The organism is Spirosoma fluviale (assembly GCF_900230225.1).
Lineage (GTDB): Bacteria > Bacteroidota > Bacteroidia > Cytophagales > Spirosomataceae > Spirosoma > Spirosoma fluviale.
In genome coordinates this window covers 284,398-308,693 of sequence record NZ_OCNH01000003.1, presented here as the reverse complement: position 1 = coordinate 308,693, position 24,296 = coordinate 284,398, and the positions used below count along the sequence as shown (strand labels likewise).

The window sequence follows — 24,296 nt, the reverse complement described above, 5'->3', positions numbered from 1 at the left end:
GCTGACTGATCAGGCAGTTTCGTCGACTAAAGCGAACGCCGTTCCAGGAGCACCAACCGTATTGTACCAGTTTAGCTTGTACACGGCCCCCCCCTTCGTTTATGCCCACAGTACCACCCGCTACCAGTAGTCGAATTCCTTCGTAGATTGACCTGTCATCAACCCCCATCCTTATGCATGTATTTGTTACCGGTGCCACCGGCTTCGTTGGTAGCGCCATCGTCGAGACCCTGCTGGCCAAGGGCCACCAGGTTACTGGTTTAGTGCGCGACTTAGCCAAAGCGCAACCACTTATTGCGCAGGGCATGGTCCCCCAACCGGGTGAGATGGCTGCTGCTCAAACCTACCTGCCCGTGGTACCTACCGTCGATGCAGTCATTCAGGCCGCCCAATTGAGTGTGCAGGGCCGCTTTACTAACGCCAGTAAACAACAGATCAACCAGGCCGACCAGCACATGACGCTGGCATTAGCCCAGGCCTGTCTGCAACATGACAAACGGCTAGTCTATACCAGCGGTTGCTTCAACTACGGCGATCATGGTGCCACCTGGATCGATGAGACCACCCCCGCTATACCCTCTCCGTTGGGCGAAGGCCATGCGGCAGTCGTAGCCCAACTTCTGGCGCTACACCACCAGCAAGGACTCAACGTCATCGTGCTGAGTCCCGGTTTTGTCTACGGTCCGGGCGGCTTATTCAAGGCTTCGTTCTATGACACCCTGAAGAAAGGTCAACTACGGGTCTTTGGTAAAGGGGACAACTATTGGAGTCCGATCCATGTCCAGGATCTGGCCCATGCTTTTGAGAAAGCCCTCGACCAGGGAAAAGCCGGAGAGGTCTACAACATTGTGGATGATGAACCACTGCCCCTTCGCCAACTCGTCAACCACCTGACCACCAGCCAGGGCGTGAAGCCAGTGGGCAGTATCCCGCCCTGGCTGATTGGGCTGTTGATCGGTCGGCCGCTGGTGCAATCGCTGACCAGCTCGTTTCGGGTCAACAACCAGAAAGCCAAACAGGAACTGAACTGGAAGCCGGTCTACGCTCGTTTCGAGCAAGGGATTATCGGGGTATTGTCGACCTTAAACACCAAGGCGTGATTGGTATCATGGAACTACCTTTACCAACATTAACAAGTAAAAAATATCAGACATAATGTCTATAGATGTTACTTTATAGCGCCGGATGAAGTAGCCGATACCGGAACATGTGTTCCAATTATTTTAAGCGCGTTTTCTTAGCGTTGACTACTTAATTCTGAGATAACGCTCAACGGTTAATCCAACCGATGCCTCTCCGAATGGAGATGATCCGCCTTACAAAGCACACAACTACCCCTATGAAGACGCTATAAACCGTATAGATTTGCTATTGTCAGCCTATAGATTTCTCAGTATATCCAAACTCAACTTTAATTAACTATGTCATTCCAAGGCTATCTGAAAACAATCAAAGCCAAAACGGGCAAAAGTCCTGACGATTTCCGCCAACTGGCCCAGGAAAAGGGGTTGACCACGGAGGGAATTCTGAAACCAGACGTAAAAGCGGGTGAAATTACCCAATGGCTGGCGAAGGATTTCTCGCTTGGTCAAGGCCACGCGATGGCTATTTATGCCTTGCTCAAAGGGCTCAAAGACGAACATAGTGAGTAAAGCAGATCCGCATTGAGCGGGTTTTCAAAGCAGACTGTACCGGGAAGACACTGATCACTTTTCGAGGGTTTTTGCGAGACAGTAATTTTTTCTAATATCTGTCAAATGTAATCAATTGCATACCATCCTTTCCTAAGTTTAACAACCATCAGCGGCCCATTTTCGTAGGATTCATCGGTCTGGCGCTGGGCAGTTCCCAATCGAACACGCACCGGTTGACCAGGCATAGGCTATCCCCAGATCGGTATAGGTTTATTGCGCTGGATAACCATCCTGCTTTGCCAAATGGCGGCCAGCCGAAGTTGCGCGTAAGACGGGCATATCGTGTTCCAGAACAGAAGTAGCGCCATCGCCCCTTTACATACATTAGCCTTCTATAGCAACAAAGTCATTGACGGTTGGTCTCAAAAAATACAACTGCACCAGCAACGCAACCAGAACAATACCCGACAGCATGGCGAAATCGGCACCCAGTTGACCCGAATCCATTGATTTGCCCAGCCAGTTGGTAATCAACGCACCGGCAAAGACGCCGGTCATGTTCATAATGCCGTAGGCCGTTGCCCGATGACGAGCCGGAACAAACTGGCATAAAATCGGCATGTTGTTAGCGTCGAACATGCCGTAGCCAAAACCGAAGCACAAAGCCGCGCCCACCACGTGAAAAAGCGAATCGCCAAAGCCGATGAGCAGCAGCGAGGGTATGGTTAAAGACAGGCCGATGGCGCTGGTATAGACGCGTCCCCGGTTATTGGTCTGTACCCACCGGTCGGATAAAATACCGCCACACAACACACCAAAAAAGGAAGATGCAGCAATGGTAATGGTAGAAAGCGGCCCGGCGGTAGCCATGTCGATGTGCAGATTCGTGGCAAAGAGCGTTGGAAGCCAGTTTTTGGTGGCCCAGCCGGGTAGACTGGGAATGGCGTAATAGAAGAGAATGACCCAGAAAGACGTATTGGCCAGCAGCAGACTCAGGCCCTTCGTCAGAGGAATGTCGTTCGGGGTTAACGTATCCGTAACCGTATTCAGAACTGCCCCCCGATTGATCTCGCGCAGAAAGAAGCTGAGCACCACCGCATACACCAGCCCGGCAATACCGAACCCCTGAAAGGCGGTTGGCCAGGAATAGGACTCGGCTACGGTGGCCCCGAATCCGCCCAATGCCTGGCCCATGTAGAGGCCGGTCATGTGAATACCAACCGCCAGCGATCGTGTTCTGGTCGTGTGATAATCAGCAATAAGCGCCAGCCCAGCCGGGATATACAGGGCTTCGCTGATGCCCATGATGGCCCGCAGCCAGTAAAGCTGATCGAACGTGGTAGCGTATCCCATCGAAAACGTAACCCCCGACCAGACGAATAAACTACCCACAATCAGCCACTTCCGGTTGAACCGATCCGCCACAATGCCCGACACGGGGCTCATACAGCCATAAATCCAGAGAAAAACAGCCATTAACCGGCCAAAATTTGTGGCCGACTGAAGTTCACTAATGTCCAGTTGCATGGACGGCCGCATGGTGGCCAGCATTTGCCGGTCCATGTAATTGAGCATAGCCACCACCCACAAAAGCCCCACTACTACCCAGGGATATACTCTATCCTGTTGATTTACTCCCTTGTCGTTCATTCGCTTAGATGGGATTGCCTGACTCAGTATTTCGATTGGTTACTGTCTATTTTCCAGATGGCTGGGGTTCGGATGCCGGGCGTTATTTCGCCACTTGGGATAACGATACTCGTGCCCCACCGTACCAACGGGGTTGTTACGGGCGTGGGGAAAGGCAACGTATCCACGACCGACCATTTTTTCGTATCCGTCCGAAACTGCCAGACCGTTCTGATAAAGCCGGGATGATTGATTTGCAAGTCGTTCCGCTCGACTGTGCGTTTCTGTTTTTCGGCACCATCGGGTAATTGGTTTGCCTGATTCGATAACGCTTCAATTTGTTGCAGTCGGGTGCCATCGTCACCGCCACACACAAGCAGCGTATGTGAACCAAGGGCAATTGCCTGATGGGCCGCGAGTGGGTGAGGCAAATCCGGCAAGCGGTACCACTTCTGCTGGCTTATCCGGTATTCGTACACATCGGAATAGACGGTGGTCCGTCCGTTTTCCGTCTGCCGGCCGCCCACCATATACAACGACTGACCGGCCCCGTTCGATTGAGCCGACACCCCGGCGTAGGCTCTGGCCGGACCGGGCAAATCGGCCAGTTTCTGCCAGCCGCTGGCCGGGGTTTTCAGGTCGAGCACAAACAGGCTTTTCTCCGTTCCCTGCCCGGATTCCCCCCCGAACACGTATAGGTTATTTCCCGAGAGGGCGGCCGCCAGATTCGCCAACGGCATAGGCAGTGCGGGAAGCGTCTGCCGGTCGAGCGTAGCCGTCGACGGGTTCCAGCGTAAGCCGAACACATCGGCGAAACGGTGATCCGCGTCATTCCCGCCCGCACAAATCAGCTGGTCATTCCAGACCACCGAAGCGCCATATCCCCGTGGTCGATCCAGTTGCTGCGTGGATTGCCAGCGGTATGCCTCGCCCTCGCGAACCAGCACATAGACCGTCGAATGCCACACTTTTTTACCTCCCTGCCAGGGGAAGCCGCTGGGAAAATTGGCCCCGCCTGCAATGAGCAAGGCCCCATTACTGACCCCCGCAAAGGCCCCGGCCACACCCGGATTTGGCTGACCGTCCACGAGAGGTAAATCCGGGAGCCGGGTATAGCGCAACTGCGCCTGGGTACTGGCTGAAAGTAACATCAACTTGATCATAAGTAGCCCGATACAAGCTCGTTTACAGCTCGCTGGCGATGGCCGGTATAGGCATTTGAGAAGCATAAGTATGGAAGTCGATGGCGTTCAGGTCGTCCAGAAAACGCGCGTACTGTTCGGCAGGCATGTTGGCAATGGGAAGCCGGAACTCTCCGCAGTCGAGACCTACCGCCCGCATAAACGCTTTGCCCGTGGCAATGCCGCCGTACTTGCCCAGAATCCGGACAATGGCAATGGATTTATCCTGCAACTGCCGGGCCTTTTCCAGATCGCCCGCCTGAAAGGCCGCCATCAGATCGTAGTATAGCGGGGCGGCATAGTTGAACGTACTGCCCACCGCACCCCGCGCGCCCATAGCCATGGCGGCCAGGTAAATTTCGTCCCAGCCCCACAGGATATCGTATTTCTGATTGCCGAACAACACGCACTGCCGAAAATCCATGAGGTCGTTGTGGGTGTATTTGATGCCGTAAAAATTAGGCAGCCGCCCGTCGATGCAGGCCAGAAAATCAATCATCGACAGGTTGGCTCCCGTCAGAGCAGGAATATGGTAGAAATAAAGCCCCAGTTCGGGAGCCGCTTCGCCAATCTGAATACAAAACCGGGCCAGCAGTTCCACATTGGCCGGTTTGAAATAGAACGGCGCCAGCACCGCAACGGCTTGAAAACCAGCCTGGCCAGCTTCTTGCGCGAGTAGCTTGCTTTCTTCCAGGGATGTGCCGCCTACCAGCATGATTTTCGTCAGGTCGGGGGCATCCACCTGGCCCCATGCCTGGAGCAGTTCCAGCTTTTCGGGAAAAGAAAGCGAAACCCCCTCGCCCGTTGAGCCGCCGATGAAAGCGCCTTTGATTCCGTTCTGAACAAGGAATTGAGCATACTGCGGAATAGGAGCCAGATTCAGGCTACCATCCGCCAGCATGGGGGTAAACGGAGCCGCTACCAGCCCCTCGGTTTTTGGAATGTTTGACATAAAAATGAAGGAAGAAGAGTTCCTTCGAACAAAATCCGAAGGAACTATGAAACCAACCTATGAATAATGTACTCGTAAACGCTTGTTGCGTTTGGTGGGTAGTGGTGTCAGGTACGCACGCCTGACACCACTACCCACCAAAGATCTGACACCTTAATACCCCGGCGTCTGCACCAGTTTCGGGTCGGTGTTGAGCATGGAAACGGAAATGGGTAATACCAGTTTAAAGGCCTGGGCTGCGGGCAGATAAACCGGGTTCACCGCGGCAAACACATACGCATTGCCCGCCCGGCGTAAGGCCCACCACCGTTTGCCTTCCCCGATAAACTCCCGGAGGTATTCATCCAGAATGGCATTCATGTTCGTCTCCTGATTTCCGTTGGTATACACCGTAAAACCCGTGCCATAAGCCCGCGCCCGAATGGCGTTGATGTCGGCGGATGGATCGTTACCCAATTTCATATTCGCTTCGGCGAGCAGGAGCAGCACATCCGCGTACCGATAAATGGGAAAGTCATTGTCGTAGAGTTGTATACCCGCGTCGACCCGGCCAATAAACTTTGTCAGCATGACCGCGGCAATGGGGAAACCCGCCGTATTCCGGTACATGACCCGAAACGATGCGCGAATACGCTGATCGTTGGGATTACTCAGTTTGGTGATCGTAGCGCTGGACATACCCACCCGGCTCGCACCGGCAACGAATGGAAAGGTCGTATTGACAGCCACGGCCGGACCGGGAACGGGATCGAAAAACAAGGTGCCCGCCTGGGTCGTATTCACCAGAAAACTACCGTACACGCCCTGGATGGCTTCGTTTTTCTCGTAATTGATCGCAAAAATGATTTCCCGGTTATTGCTCTTTTTTGTCGGATCGAAAATGTCGGCGTACGTGGCCTGTAGGCCCAGCGTTGGCAGGGCTTTTACCTCTTCCAGCGCCGATTTGGCAACCGTGAAATCGGCATTGCCGCCCCCCATGTGCGTACCCGACCAGATAAATACATCGCCTTTCAGCGTTAGTGAGGCAGCCCGATTCCAGTTGACGCGTTTGGTGGCAAACGCATTACTGCCCGCAAACAGCGTTAACGACTGTTCCAGATCACTTTTGATCAGTTTCATCACGTCCTCGGGCGTTGACCGGGCTTTGTAGAGGTCGGTCAGATTCTCCACGGCCGTAACAGGCTCTGTCGTAATGGGCACGCCCCCCCACGTTCGCAGCAGGGTGTAATAGACAAAGGCCCGCATGCCATACATTTCGGCGAGGTACGTTTTTCGTTTGGCGTCGTCGAGTGGGGCCGACGGAAACAGTTTGATAACGGTGTTGATGCGGTCGACCAGATTATACAGTCCACCCCAGTTATCAACGGGCACATTGTTTCGGCTGATGTTGTGCGACCAGTATTGCTTAAGCCCAGCGTCCTCCGATTCGGTAAAGAGCCCATCGGACCAGAGATCGGACCGCATTTCGCCCAGGGCGAATAAGGTACTGTGGTAGTTTCGGAATGAACTGTAAACGCCCGTATAGAGGGTTTGTGCCGCGTTGGCGTCTGACAAGACCAGACTTTGGTTGAGCGACGTTTGCGGAATCACTTCCCGAAGTTCATTCTGGCAGGAAAACAGGCCGGAACCGGCTATCAAACAGCCGACCAGCGTAATTGTTACTATATGTGGTTTCATGATGTTCAGCTTGGAGGTTAGAGACTGATCGTAGCACCCAGTGTAGCGGTTCGGGGCAGCGGGAAACGGCCTACATCGTTGCCGCCTACTTCGGGGAATGTTCCGTTATACCCCGTGATATACACCAGGTTGGAGCCCGTCAGGAATACCCGGAGACTCTTGACCCGATTGCGGGCCACCCGTTCGAGTAATTTGGCGGGCATGTCGTAGCTCAGCGTTACTTCGCGCATGGCCAGGTAATCGCCTTTCTGCCAGAAATTGGCCGGAGCGGTGGTGTTGCCCCCGGCATCGGTGAAATAATTCCGGCCGTAATTGGCCCAGTAATAGCGGGGCAATGTACCGGTCGGATTCTCCGGCGACCAGGTTTTGGTAATGTCGACCGGCCCGTTCTGCGAGCCCTGCACCTGCGACATACCGCGCAGGTAGGACTGGTTGACGATGACGAAGCCCAGCGAATAATCGAACTGACCGTATAGATTGAAGCCTTTCCAGGAGAGATTCGACGAGAAACCGCCCTGAATGGTAGGGGTCGTTCGGCCAACGAACACGTTATCACGGTAGTCGAGGGTGTCGTTTTTGTCGGTGTCCCGCCAGCGGGCATCGCCCAGCAGTTTGATTCGCTTGTTGGTGTACGGCAGGTAGGTATTCAGCAGGTTGGCGCGCTCGTCCAATTGGGCCTGTGAGGTATAGATACCATCGTAAATAGGCGCATAAATTTCATCCAGCCCGACGCGCTTACCCTCTTGTAAACCACCTACCCAAACCAGCTTGTTCTGGGCGGGATCGAAAATTTGAACGGCTCCCTGCCGATTCAGGTCCAGGCCATTATTCGGTAGTTTTTTGGCAAAGTTCTTAACGTGAAACAGGTTGGCGCTCACGGTCCAGGAGACCCCATCGGCGCTTGTCGGTTTCAGTACATTCGCTCTGACTTCCAGTTCGATACCCCGGTTTTGAAGCTGTCCCAGGTTGGTCACGTACGAGCTAAAGCCCGTCCAGCCCGGAATGGTAAGCGAGGTAATTTTATCGTACACATTGCGGACAAAGTAATCGGCAATGACCGTTACGCGGTTGTTGAGGAGCCCCACATCCACCCCGAAATTGAGCGTATTGGCCCGTTCCCATTTGAGGTTGGTGTTCGTAATACCACTGGCGGCAAAACCCGGCTGGCCGCTATACGTGCCAACGCTGCCGTACTGCGGAATGGTGGCATAGTCGCCAATGAGGGGCTGGCCCGCACTGTTGAGCGGGTTGATGCTGCCGTTTTCACCGAAACTGATCCGGGGCTTCAGCGTTGACACGTACCGACGAAGGAACGAATTGGCGAAGAAATCGGCATAGTGCATGTTCCAGCCCAGCGAAACGCCGGGAAAGAATCCGTACTGATTCGTGATCAGTTTCGAAGTGCCGTCGTACCGCAGGTTGACGTTCAGCAGGTAGGTATTGGCGAAGGTGTAATTAACCCGGCCAATAACGGAAGCCAGCCGCTGCCAGCTCGAAAAGGAGGAGGTAGGCACACCCACAGCCGCCGTTGAGGCCGATAACCACGGAATGAAATCAGTAGCGGCTAAGTTAGCGGTGGCACCGTAATCGTACACCCGGCTTTCGAAAAACTCACCACCTGCCAGCGCCGACACGGTATGTTTCCCAAAATCCTTGTTGTACTGAAGGAACGCATTGTAGGTATACTGACTGGCCCGCTGGTTCGTAAACGACGCATTGCGGGTGTTGACCAACGCGCCCCCGGTGCCGTTAACGTAGGCTTTGGTAAAACTTTCGGCGGTGGTGTAACGGTAAAACCCCGAAGCCGACGCGAGGGCTTTCAGGCCCGGCAGGATGGTGTATTCCAGATTCAGCCCACCGGCATACCGCTGTTCGAGGGTCTGGTTAAAAAATTTATCCTTAAAGTAAGCCGGGTTCCCCAGCCAGACGGCGTCGACTCCCGGCAGTATGGCCCCCGTTTGGTCGTTGGTAAGCCGGACGGTTGGAGCAATGCCAGCGAAACGCTGTACGACTCCACCCTGTAGCCCCCCACTAGCATCGGCCGAGATAAAGGAAGGCGTCGTTTTGGCACTGTAACCCGACATGTTCAGACTCACGACCAGGTTCTTGCCGACGTTCAGTCCGCCGTTGAAGTTCATGTTCATCCGGCTCAGCGACGAGCCAATGAGCGTTCCCGCATCACGAATACTGCCCACGCCCAGGGCAAAATTACCCTGATCATTGCCCCCCGAAACGTTCAGGTAGTGCTCATTGAGGACTCCCTGCTGGAGAATCAGGTCTTCCAGTTGGCGTTGCGAAGTGGATCGATAAAGTAAGCTGTCAGTCTGATTAGCGTTAAACGGATTTTTATCGATCAGTAAACTGTATTGCGGGTCGGTGAGCAGATTTCGGTTACTGTTTGATACCAGTTGGGTGGAGTATTTCCCATCGGGGGCGGTCCAGCCCGAATTTACGCCCCATCCCCAGGCACCCGTCAGCTGGTTTCGGGCATTATTCATTTCGGCGGTATTGTTGTCGGCCTGAGCAGCTGCGTATCGGCTGGCGATCCCGCGTCGGTTCCAGAGAATGTAATCAGACGCAGACATATATTCCAGCGGATTTCGCCGGATGTAGTTGTTGGCCCGCTTAAAGCTATACGTTACGGAAGTACGGCCTTTTTTGCCCTTCTTGGTTGTTACCAGAATGACGCCATTGGAAGCCCGTGCCCCATAAATGGCGGCCGATGCGGCATCTTTCAGCAGGTCGATGCTTTCCACATCTTCCATATTGATACCGAACAGCGAGGGCACAATAACCCCATCCAGCACCACCAATGGCGAACCGGAGCCATTGAAATCTGTGCCGCCCCGAAACACAATCGTTGGCGTTGCGCCAGGCTGCCCCGTCGTTTGTTGCACCCGTAAGCCGGGGGCGGTGCCCTGTAAGGCGGTGCCCACGTTTGTTCGCGGTACCGATTTAAACACGGTCTGGTCGATGGTTGATACGGCCCCGGTCAGCGTTTTTCGACTCTGCTGGCCATAACCAACCACGACAACTTCGTCCAGACTTTTGGCGCTTTCGGTCAGCTTGACGTCGAGCGTGGTCTGATTTTCGATCACGACTTCCTGCGTGCTCATACTGATGAGCGAAACCACCAGCACATCGCCTTTTTTGACGGGAAGCGAGAACTGACCGTCCTGATTGGTCACCGTACCCCGGTTGGTGCCTCTAACGGTAATATTTACCCCCGGCAGCAACTCGTTTGTTCGGACATCCCGAACGCTGCCCGACAGGGTCGTGGTTTGTGCCCAGGCCCCCACAGAGGTGAGCCAACAAATAATAAGTACGACATAATATCGATACTTGCGCGGATATGTAACGGATAATCGCATAGTTTACAGCAGATAAGGAAATAAGTATGACTTTACAAAGGTATTATGTTGTACATAAAAGTCAATAAAGCGTTAAAATTTTTTTAGAATGGAATAATTGCCGAATATTGTCTGACTTAATCGAACAGAAGAACTTTTTATATTATACATAATACATGGATTACGTACATAGCCAGAGTGATTTCAAGTTGAATGAAAACCTCACGCTGGTCGACAAAGTGGAAGGTGACCTGCTTGACTTTTTCAACGACAAGCAGTTCAAAGCGGGGGATGTTATCCCGAAAGAGATCGAATTAGCGGCTCAACTGGGGGTGAGCCGGACGGTATTACGCGAAGCCCTGATGCGGTTGCGGATGCGGGGGATGCTGGATACGAAAAAGAAACGCGGTACGGTTATCACCAACCCGGATCTGTTATCGCTGATTGAAAAGACCATGTATCCGGGCATTCTGGACAACACCACCCTACGCGACATTTTCGAACTACGGATGGTGCTGGAAATCGGCATGGGCGATTTACTGTTCGAGCGGGTAACCCAGAATGATATTGACGAACTCTACGCCATCGTAGCCAATGAGCCGCTCAATACGGAAGACCTGCTGTTTGATTCGGAGCAGGAGGTTCGTTTCCACGGCAAGCTGTACGACATTACCGGCAACGAAACCCTGCGCCGGTTTCAGCGGATGCTGCTGCCCATTTTCAAGTATGTCCACGAGAGCGGCATCCTGAAAAAACAGGTGCAGCAAAAGAAGTTTGTCTCCCACCGGGGCATTGTCGACGTAATTCAGCACGGCACGCCCGAAGCCTTTCGTAACGCCATGCGCAACCACTTCGAAAATCACTTTCAACGCCTGTTCTGACCCCTCGGTATGGTTTATTCATGTTTATTGGTGGCCAGCCTTTTTCTTGGCCCGCCCAGCCTGCCACAACCCGGTAGTTTTGCTACCGACTCGGCTCAACAGGCTATTGTTGAAACAACGGTCTTCCAGAATGGCGAAGGGGGCTACCTCTGCTACCGGATTCCGGCCATTGTGAAAACACCGAAGGGTATTCTGCTGGCGTTTGCTGAAGGGCGTCGAACGGATTGCGGTGACTTTGGCGATGTCGATATTGTGTTACGAACCAGTAAAGACAACGGGCAGTCGTGGAGTCCCATTCAGACGGCTGTCGATTTTGGCACTCAACAAGCCGGTAACCCCACCCCGGTGTTCGATCTGAGCGATTCCCGTTTTCCCAATGGGCGGCTGTTTTTACTGTATAATACCGGCACCGCTTCGGAAGCCGATGTTCGAAAAGGGTTGGCGGTGCGCGAAGTCTGGTACAAAACCAGCACGGACGGCGGTCAGACCTGGTCGGAACCGGTCAATATTACCACGCAGGTATCACGGCCCAACAAGCCCGATGTGAATCCGGGCTATGCCTTTCCGGAAGACTGGCGTTCGTATGCCAATACCCCCGGCCACGCGCTGCAACTTCAAAAAGGGCGCTACAAAGGGCGGATTTTTGTGGCGGCCAACCACTCCGAAGGCCAGCCTCAACCGCAGTTCAGGGATTACCGGGCGCATGGATTTTACTCGGACGATCACGGAAAGAGCTGGCAACTGTCGCCAACTATACCCTATCCCGGCGGCAATGAAAGTACAGCGGCCGAAACGACCGACGGAGGGCTGTTGCTAAACGCCCGTAACCAGTCGGGCGATGTCAAGAACCGGCTCCTCACCTTCTCGGCCAGTGCGGGCGAACGCTGGGACCCCGTCGTTGTCGCCACCGATTTACCCGATCCGGTTTGCCAGGGAAGCATGATTAACTACCAGCCCCGTCGTGGCCAAAGCGTTCTTTTGTTCGCCAATGCCAACAGCCAGACCAGCCGCATTAATCTAACCGTTCGTGTCAGCCGCGACAATGGCAAAAGCTGGTCGGCGGGAAAAACCATTTACGCGGGTTCATCGGCCTATTCAGACCTTGTTATCCAGCAGGATAATAGGGTTGGCGTGCTCTATGAAAAAGATGACTACACCAATATCACCTACGCCTGCTTCCGCTACGACTGGCTGATTAAATAAGCCCCCTGATATGATCACCACCCAATCCTACACCCAGCTTTACCGCGACGCCTTGCTGAAGGATGTCATTCCGTTCTGGCAGCAGCACTCCGTCGATCAGCAGGCCGGTGGCTTTTTCACTTGTCTCGATCAGCAAGGCAAGGTCTACGATACCGATAAATTTGTCTGGCTCCAGGCGCGCCAGGTCTGGACCTTCTCCATGCTGTATAATCAGGTGGAGCAGTGCCCCGACTGGCTGGCTATGGCTGAGCACGGGGCCAGCTTTCTGAAAACCTACGGCCGGGCCGAGGATGGAAGCTGGTATTTTTCGCTGACCCGCGATGGCCAGCCGTTGGTTCAACCCTACAATATTTTCTCGGACTGTTTTGCCACGATGGCCTTCGGGCAGTTGTCGGTAGCGACGGGTAATGACGAATACGCCCGGATCGCCAAATCGACGTTTGAGCAGATTCTGCGTCGACGCGACAATCCGAAGGGCCAGTGGAGTAAAGCCATTGCGGGCACCCGGCCACTGAAGAACTTTGCGTTGCCTATGATCCTGTGCAACCTCTCGCTGGAAATCGAACACCTGCTCGATCAAACGCTGGTCGACCAGACCATCGACGAATGCATTCATGAAGTGATGGATGTGTTTTACGACCCGGATTTAGGCCTGATTCGGGAAAACGTCACGCCCGAAGGGAAGTTTTCGGACAGTTACGAAGGTCGTTTGCTCAACCCCGGTCATGCCATCGAAGCCATGTGGTTCATCATGGACCTGGCCACCCGGCGCAATGACCATGCACTACTCGACAAGGCCGTACGCATCACGCTCAACACCCTTGAATACGCCTGGGATAGTCAATTTGGCGGCCTCTTTTATTTTATGGATAGTCAGGGGCATCCACCTCAGCAACTGGAATGGGATCAGAAGCTCTGGTGGGTACACGTCGAAACACTGGTAACCTTGCTAAAAGGCCATCATAAAACGGGCAATCAGGCCTGCTGGGACTGGTTTGAACGCGTACATGCCTACACCTGGGCGCATTTCCCGGACCCGGTTCATGGCGAGTGGTATGGCTACCTGAACCGCCGGGGCGAGGTTCTTCTCCCGTTGAAAGGAGGAAAATGGAAAGGCTGTTTCCATGTACCGAGAGGCTTATACCAGTGTTGGCAGACCCTGGTAAATCTGGAGAAATGAGCGGATGTCGCTAGATAGCTGTAGGCGATGGTTGACGTTCGGCATATCGCCAAACGGTCAAACGCAAACTAGTACAAAGAGTCCGTATGCTACGAATAGTACTTGACAGTTGTTAAAACAAGCTATCTATTTTAACGCCCGAATTAATGAGCAGATACATGACTACTTCGTCGTCTTAGGCGGGAGCTTATTTTATGAACTTTTCCTCGTCTCAGGAAGAAGCCTTCGTGGACGCCTGGGCAGTCAAATCTTATCTTGCGGACGGTCAGCTACTGCGCAAATATCTGGAATTCAAGACGTAACTCGTTTCCGACTCGGCAACTTCGCCGTCTTCAATAGTTCGTTGGCTTTGGCCAATTTTTCGGGAAACAGCACCTTGTCACGATATTGCTCCAATGAAGGATCAATTCGCACAATAGGCGCTTTGCTTTTATTGAGTTCTTCAACGGTTCGCATAATACTGACAAGTTAAACAAATTTTCGTTGTGCTAAAAAGTCCGCATATTCTTTACCAACCTCAAATTCATAAAATTCATCTCCAATTTGTCCATATAACTCAAAATCCTGAATCATTTCCCCACAAAAACGGGTGATCCCTATTCGGTATAATCTGGTTCGTGCTTCAGTGCTGCCGGTAGCATATACGAATGCATCAGGATGTTTGTCGAAGAAAGCATACAAGGCTGCAACGACAGTAGCTAATACTTTGTCAGTGTCACCATTGTTAGATACGATTAGATCGTCGATTTCGCCTGTTTTCACATTTTTATCACCGAACGCCAAATTATATACATCAGGCTGATTGGTTTCTTGAAATTGAATTAGTTTACGGATGAGGCCGTTTGGCCCTTCGCTCACAAACTCAAAAACAGTCAGACTACTTTCCGCTTTGAGCGAATACTTGTCAATCTTCATACTTGGTAAAGGTAGGAAAGAAGCGTTTTTCTCTCTTACCTAACCTCGGGAATTTGTCAAAGCCTGAAACCACTACGATTATAATGCAGCTACTTGTGAGGGATTGGACGTCTCAGGAGGGAGCGTTTTTGCGAGACACTGATTTTTTACTATCTGTCAAGTGGCTCACAGTCGGTGCCGCCCCGGGTCTGCCCCTCGCCACCGTAGTCCAGTTCGTCGCCTACGGCGGAGTGGCCTGATTAAGTAACTACGTTACGAAGACAGTTAGCGCGGACAGGTCCATAGCCACTCAACTAAGTAAACCATCAGGATGCACCTAAAAGGACGCTGAACCACTATATACCTGAATATTTATTATTAGACATCCACCGGCGGAAGCTGCGCCTGGTAGAACAAGAACAGGTGCTTTTCGGCCAACTTTCAGTCTATTTTGGCAATAGAGTACCTTTCATGACAAGTGTTCGTTGACTGCCAAATACTCTGAAGGCGTTTTCTGATAAATCTCTTTAAAAGCTCTGGTAAAATACGACGGATTCTCGAAGCCGACCATGTAAGCGGTCTCCGCAATGGGGTGACCCTGCCGCAGCAGATCAATGGCCCGTCGGAGCCGGTAGGTCCGAACCAGCCGCCCCGGGCTGATACCGGTGAGCATGGTGAGTTTACGGGTAAGCGTCCGGATGCTCATGCATACTTCGTCGGCCATAGTTTCGGCCCGAAAATTGGAGTCATCCAGATTCGCTTCAATGATTTTGTTGAGTTTAGTCAGAAAAGCCTCCCGGGCGGTTACCGGCGGTGTTTCGTCAGCTTTTTCTTCCAGCAAGAGGCTCCCCATCTGCCGCTCGAAGAACGCCCGCAATTTATGTTGCCGGCTGATAAGGTTACGCAGCCGCAGGCGCAGTTCATCCAGGTCGAAGGGTTTGGTCAGGTAATCGTCGGCACCTTCAGCCAGGCCTTCCCGGCGACTGGCCGGGGCCGACCGGGCGGTCAGCAGTACTACGCAGATATGGTCGGTGGTCGGGTTGTTTTTCAGGTGGCGCGTTAGTTGGTAGCCATCTAGTTCAGGCATCATCACATCGGTGACGACTACATCGGGCAGTTCACGCTGAGCGATGTCCAGCGCGTCGCGACCGTTTGTCGCCGTCAGCACTCGGTACAGACCTGTCAATGATTCGGCAATAAACGCCAGCAGTTCGCTATTATCTTCTACCAGCAGAATCAGGGGTTTGGCGGCATCGGCATCGTCGTCTTCAGCCGATTCGCGGGTAAACAGCCATGGCTCGGTATCGGCCGAAACCAGTTGCGGATTCTCCAACGTAGCCGTTTCCGGTAAGGGACGAACGGGCAGTGCTACGATAAAGGTGGTTCCCACGGCCGGGGTACTCTCCACCGACACCGTACCGCCCAATTGACGGGTCAGCTCATTGGCCAGTGCCAGTCCGATGCCGGAACCTTCGTACGAGCGGGTCAGCGACGTAACCACCTGGTAAAAGCGGTCAAAAATGTGGGGCAGGTGTTCGGCTGGAATACCGATGCCTGAGTCGCTGATGGTCAGTACCACCCGGTCCGGTTGTAGCTGGCAAGTAACGGATACCCAACCACCGGGGGAGGTGAATTTGAGAGCATTTGACAATAGGTTTTTCAGGATCTTTTCCCACTTATCGCCATCAAAGAGCACTTCGTGTCCGGCGGTATCGGTCGAAAAAAACAGCGCCAGCTCCTTCTGCTCGGCAATGACGCGGAAGGAGTCCACCACCTGCGTCACAAACAGGATTACATCGCCCCGCAATTCAATTATGGGCAGGCTGCCTGCTTCCAGCTTCGTTAGGTCCAGCAACTGGTTGATTAGGTGCAGCAACTGTCGGCCGTTCTGACGGATCGTTAGCAGACTGTGCCGGGTGCGATTGTCGTGCTGCGTATTTTGCAACAGGGCATCGACCGGAGCCAGAATCAGCGACAGGGGGGTTCGGAACTCATGGGTAATGTTGTCGAAAAACCGGGCTTTCAGTTCTGCTACGGCCTTGGTGTGGACAGACTCACGGAGTTGGCTCACGTACCGGGCGGTTTTGTCGATAGTCGTCTCCAGATCCTGAAAATTGATGGGCTTCATTACGAAATCAAACGCTCCCCGATTCATCGCCAACCGGATATTATTCAGGTCCCCGTAGGCTGAAACCATCACTACCTGGCTCAGCGGCAGCAGATCGGGCAATTGGGCCAGTAGCGCCAGTCCGCTGATGTCGGGCATGTTGATGTCGAGTAGTACTACATCAATATCGGTATTTTCCCGAATGGAGTCCAGCGCCTGCCGACCGCTAAGGGCAAAGCGGAATTCATACTCTCCCGTCCGGATTTTATGCCGGAACCGCTGCTGCATCAGAGTCTGGAGTAGCACTTCGTCGTCGACAATCAGAATTTTGATGCTCATGAGGCAGACGGCTCATCATCCACAACGAACTCGGATAGTTTCCCTAACCGTTTAAAAGCAATGGGCTTGGTCAGGAAAACGTCTGCCCCGTAGCGGGTGGCCTGCTGCCGATCGGCGGGAAGCGGAGCGGCTCCTGGGTAGGCCGTTATCATCACGGCAGGCGGGCGGTGGAGATGCGTCTCCCGAGTCCGGCGCAATAATTCCAGACCGCTTATGCCGGGCAAGTTGATGGCTAAGAGGATCAGTACCACGCCGGAGCCGGGCTTAACGTTCAGGGCTTCTTCTACCGAGCGGGCAAACGTCAGGTGTACTTCACCGTTGCTGAGTTCGCGTCGGAACCGCGCGTCAAACAGCTGTTTCATTTGGGCTTCGTCGTCGACTGCTACATTTTTCATGAGTTAGTTTCTGGTTAAAAAAGCGGTAACTGGATGACAAATTCGGTTCCCTCACCTTCGTGGCTCACTACCCGCATGTCACCCCCATGCGCTTTGGTGACAATGTCATAGCTTAAGCTCAATCCCAGACCCGTGCCCTGCCCGGTCGGCTTGGTGGTGAAGAACGGCTGATAAATTTTATCCATAATATTCTTAGGAATGCCGGTGCCGTTGTCCTTTACCAGCAGGACAATGGTGCCCTGGTCGACCTGCGTACTGACCATAACCTGCGGCTCAAATCCGGTAACCTGCTGCTGCTGTTTCTGCCGCACGGCATAAAAGGCGTTGTTGTAGAGATTGAGCAGCACCCGGCCGATGTCCTGCGGGGAAACCACCACCGACGTTGAGTCATCATCGAATTGGGTACACAGTTGGACCGAAAAATCCGGGTCCTGCACCCGCATCCCATGATAAGCTAATTTCAGGTATTCATCAGCCAGGGCGTTCAGGTTAGTGGGCCGGCGCTCGCTGCTCGGGGTGCGGCTGTGCTCTAACATGCCCCGCACGATGTTGCTGGCCCGTTGACCATTCTGGGTAATATGTTGCAGGTTCTGACTCAGGTCGTCGGCGAGGGCCAGCACGTGAGTTGTTCGACCCGCCTGGGCTTCCTCTTTAAGTTCTTCCACCAACTCCACCGATACGTCGGAGAAGTTATTGACGAAGTTCAGGGGGTTCTGAATCTCGTGGGCGATTCCGGCGGTCAGCTCACCCAGACTGGCCATCTTCTCTTTCTGGATGAGCTGGGCCTGCGTGGCTTTGAGCGTGTCAAGCGTTTGCTGGAGCTGGGCGGTTCGCTCGGCTACGAGCGTTTCCATTTCGCTACTATACCGTTGCAGCGAGTTGGTCATGCGATTGAATTGCTGAGCTAGCAGACCTACCTCATCGTTGACCAATACCGGTACCTGTACCCCCAGATTACCCGCATCAACCTGCCGAACCCCGTCCAGGATCTGGTTGAGCGGGTTGAGTAGATTGGACCGCAACAAACGCGGCAGCCCAGCCAGTACGGTCAGGGTGGTGATGGGAATCAGCCATAAAAAGGCGGCCGACATCCGGTGGTTGACCGAGCCGAAATTGGGCAGGTCCACTATCAGTTGCCGTAGTAAAAAAGGCGTAAGGGCTAGAATGATCAGCAGCGGACAGAGTACCAGGCCAACTACTTTGGCCTGGAACGAGGTACGCTGCTGGGTGTAATTCAGAAAGACAATCGTGGAATAGGTAATTTGAATAAAGCCTAATGAGTGTGCCACATAGTACCAAAGCGTAAAGGGAAGATACTCCAGAAGTCTGGCCACGTGAAAATAGAGAGCAGTTGTCCAAATTAAAAAATCGATGATAGCCCATTTTTGAAAGCCTCTCAGCATTTTGCTGGTGGGCGTAGGCCGCCCCAATTCCTGCTCGACTCGGCGGGCCTTTCGGGTATATATCCCTACTACCCAAGCTACACAAAGCGAAAAGGCCAGGGCTAGATATATATTTCGAGTACCTATATCCGATAGTAGAAGGGTGAGGGCTAAAATCAGGCTCAAAACCAACAGAGCCCAAGTAGACTCCCTTCTGAAGGGGTTACCCCCGCATTGGTAGGCAAACCACACAAACAATAAATTTGAGAAGCACAGGATGATGTTACCCACGACAATTATAACCCTGCGAAAGGGCATATAAATGACAAAGTTGTAGAAAACATCATCAGCATAAAACAGACACAAAAGAAAGAATATACCGGTAAACAGTTTGGCTTCCCTATCCTTATTAGGCAAACTGAGCAGGTAACTCAGGATCGCCAGGCAAAGGGTAAGCTCAGCCACCGAAGCAACCGCGGCTACATTTAATTCAAACCAGTCAGTGTTCATCGAATTTCCGGGTTAAGGGTATAAAAGCACAATACGTTGGGTAAAGCGGCCCGATTCAGTTTCCACCTGCATGTTCCCCATCCCCTTTAGTAACCTTACTACTGCCTATGCACGCGATTACCTTCCTCATTCGTTATAAACTGATTATCAGGCAATTTATACAATTCTGCTCCGTCTTTCCAATGACGTGAATAAATCACCTAATTACTAGTGGAGACCCGGCCGCGTTCATCTTCGGAGCCGGTGGCTCGTCGGCTAGCGCCTTTGACGGTCTGGCTGCCGAAGCTCCGGCTGTAGGTCAGCCGTACGATACGGGGTTCGTTGCGGAAACCATAACTCCCGGTTCCTCCGGTGAAGATAGCATCCAGGGCCCGGCGGTTGGTCCAAAACAGGTCACTGACCGACAATGCCAGTGAACTTCGGTTATCAGTAAACTTCTTCTGGATACCAACGTTGACGCTGCCCAGCGGACGGGCTCTCGCCAGTCCCAACAGCATTGCCGACTGGTAATTCAGACTTAGCTCACCGGTGAAGCCTTTGGACAATTTAAACGTATGACTTTGGGTCACGCTGCCGTAGCGGTTGCCGTAGGTGAGCGTCTTTTGGTTAATTTCGGTCGATGCCATCTGCCAAATGCCAATCAGGTTGGTCTGGACCTGCCACCAGTGGGTCAGCACCAGGGGAATGGTAAAAGCCGCCGAAACGGTTTGGAATGAGCGTATATTATCTGGCGTAGTGATGGATCGATTCAGGGTAGAGTCGAAACGGATGCGGAATCGATCCAGCGCGTTACGGTCGTGGCTATAGCGAACAGTCACGAGCCAGCTGCTGCGGAATCGGTAGGTGAGCTGCCCTATATTGGTGAAGGTAGGTAGAAGGGCCGGATTGCCCGTCACAAACGACTGAGGATCTACAAATAGAACAAACGGAGCAAGTAAGGTATAGTCGGGGCGCTGAATCCGGCGACTATACGATAGTTGCAGGCTGCGCGTGGACGGCACTCCTTTTTTGCCCAGGTCATGCGATAGAAATACACTCGGGAACAAACTACCGTAATTGCGGGCTACCAGGATGGGGTTTTCCTGCGTACTGACGTCAGTGCGGGTGTGTTCATACCGCAACCCTGCCTGAAGCTTCGTCCGGGCCGTCAAGCTCTGATTGAAATTGGCATAAACGGCCGTAATATTATCGCTTAGCGTGTAATTCTGACTAAAGTCAGGGTCGGCCTGCCAGCCGGTATTAAGTAAACGATTCACCACAACGTCATTGGTCAGGCGGGTCCGGGTGCTCTTGGCCCCCATTTCCAGTTTGGCTTTTGCGCCGAGGGGCTGGCTGTAATCCGCTTTCAGCACCCACATCCGAATGGGTGTAAGTTTGCTGCTGTTCATATCTTCCTGCCGCTGCTGTTCTGTAAGCAGGTAAGTATAGTGGCTGCGGTAGTCGTGCGAATTGGTATTGAAATACTGAAGCCGATCGGCATCCAGACTCAGCAGGCGGTCCTTCCCAAAGCTATGGCGCAGGTTCAGGTTGACCATACCCTGCGTCCAGCGGTTCAGCTCCCGGTCTGCCAACTGGTTCAGCTCGGTGAGCCTCATACTTTGCTGAAGCGTAACGTGGCTGTTTTTCAGAGTCGACCACTGGTTCAAAAAACCGGCTACCAATCCACCCAGGGTGGTCCGTGCTGCTAGCGTATAGTCAGCCCCTAACCGGGCGCTATAATTCTGCCCCAACGGCTTATGCCGTACCGTGACGCCATATAGGTTTTCTATGTCGTTGAAGCTAAACCGGCGTTCGCCCCAGAACTCCTGCTGCTGCCTGTCGTACAGCGCCGAGGCATCGCTGAAGAGGTTCAGCCGTTGGCTGCGATGGTTCAGGTTGATCGAACCGGCCGGCTTTTCGTAGAAGCCATAGCCTGCCGTGAGGTTATAGGTACCATTCGTACCCATGGAGATGTCTTTTTTGAGGATAATGTTAATGATCCCTGCATCACCCTCCGCGTCGTACCGGGCAGAAGGGCTGGTAATGAGTTCGACCCGGTCGATGTTACTGGCGTTCATCCCGGCTAGTTGCTGCATAACGGCATCGAGCGGCAGGCGGCTGATTTTGCCGTTAATCATTACCGTTACGCCCCCTTTACCGATGAGCGTCAGGGCATTCTGCTGGCGATTCACCATCACGCCCGGCGAACGTTCGAGCACATCAAGCGCTGAACTCCCGGCCACCGATAGCATACTACCGACATGGACTACCAGCTTATCCAGCTGTTGTTCAAACATGGGCTTTTGGACGACAACCTTCACTTCGGCCAATTGCTGGATTTCGTGCAAAAGAGTAAGTGCAGGTAATTGTAGTTTGGTAGCCCCTGCCATAACTACAAGACTTGTGTGAGCTTTCTGGTAGCCAACCATACTAACGGCAAGGATATACGTACCCTCTGGCACATTATCAATGATAAACGTACCTGTTACGGACGCTACTGCGCCTTTTATCAGCGATGAGTCAGTACTTTTAAGTAGAAGAACGGAGGCAAATGGTATTATCTTACCATCACTTTCCTGAACAGTTCCCCGGATCGATTGCCCGAGCAGCGGGAGAGAAAGCAGAAAGAAGAAAGCATAAACAAGTTTCATGGCTCAGGGAGTTTATCAGTGAACAGTCAGACAAACTTCGCCGGATACCCACAGAAGGGCTTTCACATTTCAGCCATAAAACAGTAATTTTCGGCCAAAAGGAATAGTTGAACGATAGGTTCATTCCCAAGGCCCCAGTTTAGGCCGATCTATGGCCCTGCTAAGGTTGCAGCTACCAAAGCGGGCCACCGTGGCGCGGCCCGGTTCATTTCGTAAAACTCAATAAATGAGCAGGTTTCATGAATCGGAGTCGCACCGGCGGACCGGCCGAAGCGATTTGATTTCGGAAAAGGCAAATTGCCAGCAGTCGGTGCGCCGACCCGGGTCTGCCCGTCGCCACCGCGGATGAAACGATTTTAAGGCCTTAAAAGATGATACTCTGTCAATTCTTCCCCTTTTCGTTCAATCGACCGTCGGCCGGCCCCACGTTAGGATGAAATCTTCGCTATAAATACCTAAAAAAAAGACAGTTAACTGTTTAATGCGTAGTCTGAAAGTATTGTGCCGCCCCGGCCTTTAGGTTTGAGGGCTGGTAAGAAACCAAGATTTGGGTAGCTTGCCAGACAGACAACCGAGCGGGCTTCCCTAGCGTCTCCGGCCAGGCTCGCAACCTATGGAAGCCAGCTCGACCCGTCATGAAAAAGCTGGCGGAATTTACTCGACTTCGTCAGCGTCTGCAAGGTATGATCAGCCAGTTGAAAGTGCCCCTAGCCGAACAAAAACGATTTGGCGACAAAGCCCTGACTACCCAACTAGGTCAGCATTGCAGTAGCTCACTGAAGGCGCTACTAAGCGATTTAAAAGGGGTCGAAAAGGCGATCAAACAGCTTATTACTGACGATCCTACGCTGAAAGCACTCTTTGAGTTGGTGACTTCTATCCCCGGTGTTGGTCAAGTCGTGGCCACTGAATTAATCCTGGCCAGTGATGAGTTCAACGCCATTAAAGATCCCAAAAAACTAGCTTGCCATGCGGGCGTAGCTCCCTTCGAACACTCTTCGGGAAGTAGTGTACGGGGCAAGACCCGCGTGAATCACCATGCTCGAAAGTCACTTAAAACATTACTTCATATGGCAGCTATGTCGGCACTTCAAGTGCCTGGTGAATTACAGGCGTATTATTAGCGAAAGGTGGCTCAGGGTAAAAATAAGATGCTGGTCATCAACGCATTAAGAAATAAGCTCATCCATCGGGTCTATGCAGTCGTTAAGCAGGGTAAAAAATATAACAAAAATTATACGCCAACCCTTGTTTGAACCATAGAAATCGGCCCGGCCTAATCAGGTCAAAGAGCTGAAGCCGAATCGGCCGAATCGGCTTTGGGTAAGTGACCTCACGTACCTCTTGGTGGGGCATGGCTTTGCTTATTTATCGGTGATCATGGACGGGTATTCGCGGAAAATCGTGGGCTGGTCGTTGCATAAAACGCTGGAAGCGAAAGGGCCCTTAGCGGCTTTAGAGATGGCCCTAAGGGAGCGTGGCGAAAGCCAACAGGAGTTGGTTCATCACTCCGATCGAGGGGTTCAATATTGCTCGGGGGCTTATGTAGACCGGCTAAAGAAGGCCAGTATCGCCATCAGCATGACGGAGTCAGGTGATCCCAACGAGAATGCATTGGCCGAGCGGGTGTTTCGTTGCTTGAAGGACGATTTTCACTTGCGTGGTTTTCCCAGTTTTGTGGCGGCCCAAGCCGCCGTGGCGCAGGCGATTGATACGTATAATTCGTTGCGGCCTCATGGGTCATTAAACAACTTATCACCCAATCGAGCGCATCAACAGACAGGGTATCACGCCTTAAAATGGTACCCTTATAAAAAAGTGCGGTACGGAAATGTGCAATATCCGGTAGATACGGCCTTTTCTTCCCCTTTGTAAACCTATTTCAGTAGCATACGTCTATTTGTCTACTGGACTTCGTCGTATTCGCTTTTACAGGTATTTGAAAGGCAAATCTATATTAACCGCCTGAGTTAACTATAGATATTCTAACGGCTATCTTTAATCAAGTCGGGTAACGTAATAGAAGTAGGCTAGCTATTTCCACATCATTTTGTTTCCCTCATTCTGGCAACTTTTGCCTTGCTCTTTCCTGACAATCCTCTCCTTTTACCGAAAAATCGTCGATTCGTACCGCTCTCAGTGGGTAGCCCTTCCTTAGGTTTGCAAGTGTAGAGACAGGGGAGTAACAATACCCTAATTTATCGACGCAGAAATCTGACTATCATCGAATTACCTTAACGTAAGCCATGAATAACCGAATCAGCATTGAACCGGAACAACTTGTTCCCAGAAGGTAGCAAAGACCATTATCGGGGCGGCCTTAAAGGTAGCTCTACACTAGCACCAGTGACC

The 24,296-nt window shown here is 52.6% G+C and carries 17 protein-coding genes and 1 pseudogene; 7 read left to right on the top strand and 11 right to left on the bottom strand.

Annotated elements, in window-relative coordinates; all coding sequences use genetic code 11:
• Positions 1-173: 173 nt before the first annotated feature.
• Together CRO74_RS17575 and CRO74_RS17570 are read left to right on the top strand one after the other, a co-directional pair.
• A complete protein-coding gene (locus tag CRO74_RS17575; protein ID WP_097127471.1) occupies positions 174-1,100 on the top strand; it encodes an NAD-dependent epimerase/dehydratase family protein in 927 nt (308 codons plus the stop codon).
• 321 nt (positions 1,101-1,421) lie between these two features.
• Positions 1,422-1,652, top strand: coding sequence for a DUF4287 domain-containing protein (locus CRO74_RS17570; RefSeq protein ID WP_097127469.1), 231 nt, complete (start codon positions 1,422-1,424; stop codon positions 1,650-1,652).
• A gap of 366 nt (positions 1,653-2,018) precedes the next feature.
• On the opposite strand, the gene CRO74_RS17565 is transcribed toward CRO74_RS17570, so the two are convergent.
• From CRO74_RS17565 to CRO74_RS17545, 5 genes are all read right to left on the bottom strand, one after another.
• A complete protein-coding gene (locus CRO74_RS17565; protein WP_097127468.1) occupies positions 2,019-3,284 on the bottom strand; it encodes an MFS transporter in 1,266 nt (421 codons plus the stop codon).
• A gap of 23 nt (positions 3,285-3,307) precedes the next feature.
• The gene (locus tag CRO74_RS17560) at positions 3,308-4,414 is read right to left on the bottom strand and encodes a Kelch repeat-containing protein (RefSeq protein ID WP_245877897.1); all 1,107 of its coding nucleotides are present in this window, start codon (positions 4,412-4,414) and stop codon (positions 3,308-3,310) included.
• 34 nt (positions 4,415-4,448) lie between these two features.
• A complete protein-coding gene (locus CRO74_RS17555; RefSeq protein WP_097127465.1) occupies positions 4,449-5,396 on the bottom strand; it encodes a dihydrodipicolinate synthase family protein in 948 nt (315 codons plus the stop codon).
• 153 nt (positions 5,397-5,549) lie between these two features.
• Positions 5,550-7,073 carry a RagB/SusD family nutrient uptake outer membrane protein gene (locus CRO74_RS17550; RefSeq protein ID WP_097127463.1) on the bottom strand — a complete coding sequence of 508 codons (1,524 nt, stop codon included), beginning with the start codon at positions 7,071-7,073 and terminating at the stop codon, positions 5,550-5,552.
• A gap of 17 nt (positions 7,074-7,090) precedes the next feature.
• Positions 7,091-10,444 carry a SusC/RagA family TonB-linked outer membrane protein gene (locus CRO74_RS17545; RefSeq protein WP_097127461.1) on the bottom strand — a complete coding sequence of 1,118 codons (3,354 nt, stop codon included), beginning with the start codon at positions 10,442-10,444 and terminating at the stop codon, positions 7,091-7,093.
• 155 nt (positions 10,445-10,599) lie between these two features.
• Here CRO74_RS17545 and CRO74_RS17540 point away from each other — a divergent pair, with 155 nt between their 5' ends.
• From CRO74_RS17540 to CRO74_RS17530, 3 genes are read left to right on the top strand one after another with little or no spacing between them, the layout of a single operon-like run.
• Positions 10,600-11,304, top strand: a complete 705-nt coding sequence (locus CRO74_RS17540; RefSeq protein WP_097127460.1) for a FadR/GntR family transcriptional regulator — start codon at positions 10,600-10,602, stop codon at positions 11,302-11,304.
• 9 nt (positions 11,305-11,313) lie between these two features.
• Positions 11,314-12,507 (top strand): sialidase family protein, encoded by a 1,194-nt coding sequence (locus CRO74_RS17535; protein ID WP_097127458.1) that lies wholly within the window; start codon positions 11,314-11,316, stop codon positions 12,505-12,507.
• A gap of 10 nt (positions 12,508-12,517) precedes the next feature.
• Positions 12,518-13,687 carry a n-acyl-d-glucosamine 2-epimerase gene (locus CRO74_RS17530; protein WP_097127456.1) on the top strand — a complete coding sequence of 390 codons (1,170 nt, stop codon included), beginning with the start codon at positions 12,518-12,520 and terminating at the stop codon, positions 13,685-13,687.
• 291 nt (positions 13,688-13,978) lie between these two features.
• Here the strand turns inward: CRO74_RS17530 and CRO74_RS31640 are convergent, their stop codons facing one another.
• From CRO74_RS31640 to CRO74_RS17500, 6 genes are all read right to left on the bottom strand, one after another.
• Positions 13,979-14,143, bottom strand: coding sequence for a hypothetical protein (locus CRO74_RS31640; RefSeq protein ID WP_179830234.1), 165 nt, complete (start codon positions 14,141-14,143; stop codon positions 13,979-13,981).
• A 12-nt stretch (positions 14,144-14,155) separates the two neighbouring features.
• Positions 14,156-14,602 carry a DUF6934 family protein gene (locus CRO74_RS17525; protein WP_097127455.1) on the bottom strand — a complete coding sequence of 149 codons (447 nt, stop codon included), beginning with the start codon at positions 14,600-14,602 and terminating at the stop codon, positions 14,156-14,158.
• A 448-nt stretch (positions 14,603-15,050) separates the two neighbouring features.
• The gene (locus tag CRO74_RS17515) at positions 15,051-17,027 is read right to left on the bottom strand and encodes a hybrid sensor histidine kinase/response regulator transcription factor (protein WP_097127452.1); all 1,977 of its coding nucleotides are present in this window, start codon (positions 17,025-17,027) and stop codon (positions 15,051-15,053) included.
• A complete protein-coding gene (locus CRO74_RS17510; protein ID WP_097127450.1) occupies positions 17,024-17,422 on the bottom strand; it encodes a response regulator in 399 nt (132 codons plus the stop codon). Before CRO74_RS17510 ends, CRO74_RS17515 begins: the two co-directional genes overlap by 4 nt.
• A 14-nt stretch (positions 17,423-17,436) precedes the next feature.
• The gene (locus CRO74_RS17505; protein WP_097127448.1) at positions 17,437-19,314 is read right to left on the bottom strand and encodes a sensor histidine kinase; all 1,878 of its coding nucleotides are present in this window, start codon (positions 19,312-19,314) and stop codon (positions 17,437-17,439) included.
• Between the two features lie 200 nt (positions 19,315-19,514).
• Positions 19,515-21,944, bottom strand: coding sequence for a TonB-dependent receptor (locus tag CRO74_RS17500; RefSeq protein ID WP_097127447.1), 2,430 nt, complete (start codon positions 21,942-21,944; stop codon positions 19,515-19,517).
• Between the two features lie 635 nt (positions 21,945-22,579).
• Here CRO74_RS17500 and CRO74_RS17495 point away from each other — a divergent pair.
• Positions 22,580-23,068: a transposase gene (locus CRO74_RS17495; protein WP_097127445.1), complete on the top strand. Its 489-nt coding sequence runs from the start codon at positions 22,580-22,582 to the stop codon at positions 23,066-23,068.
• 163 nt (positions 23,069-23,231) lie between these two features.
• Positions 23,232-23,819: pseudogene (locus CRO74_RS17490) on the top strand (IS3 family transposase); the annotation flags it as partial.
• Positions 23,820-24,296: the final 477 nt, after the last annotated feature.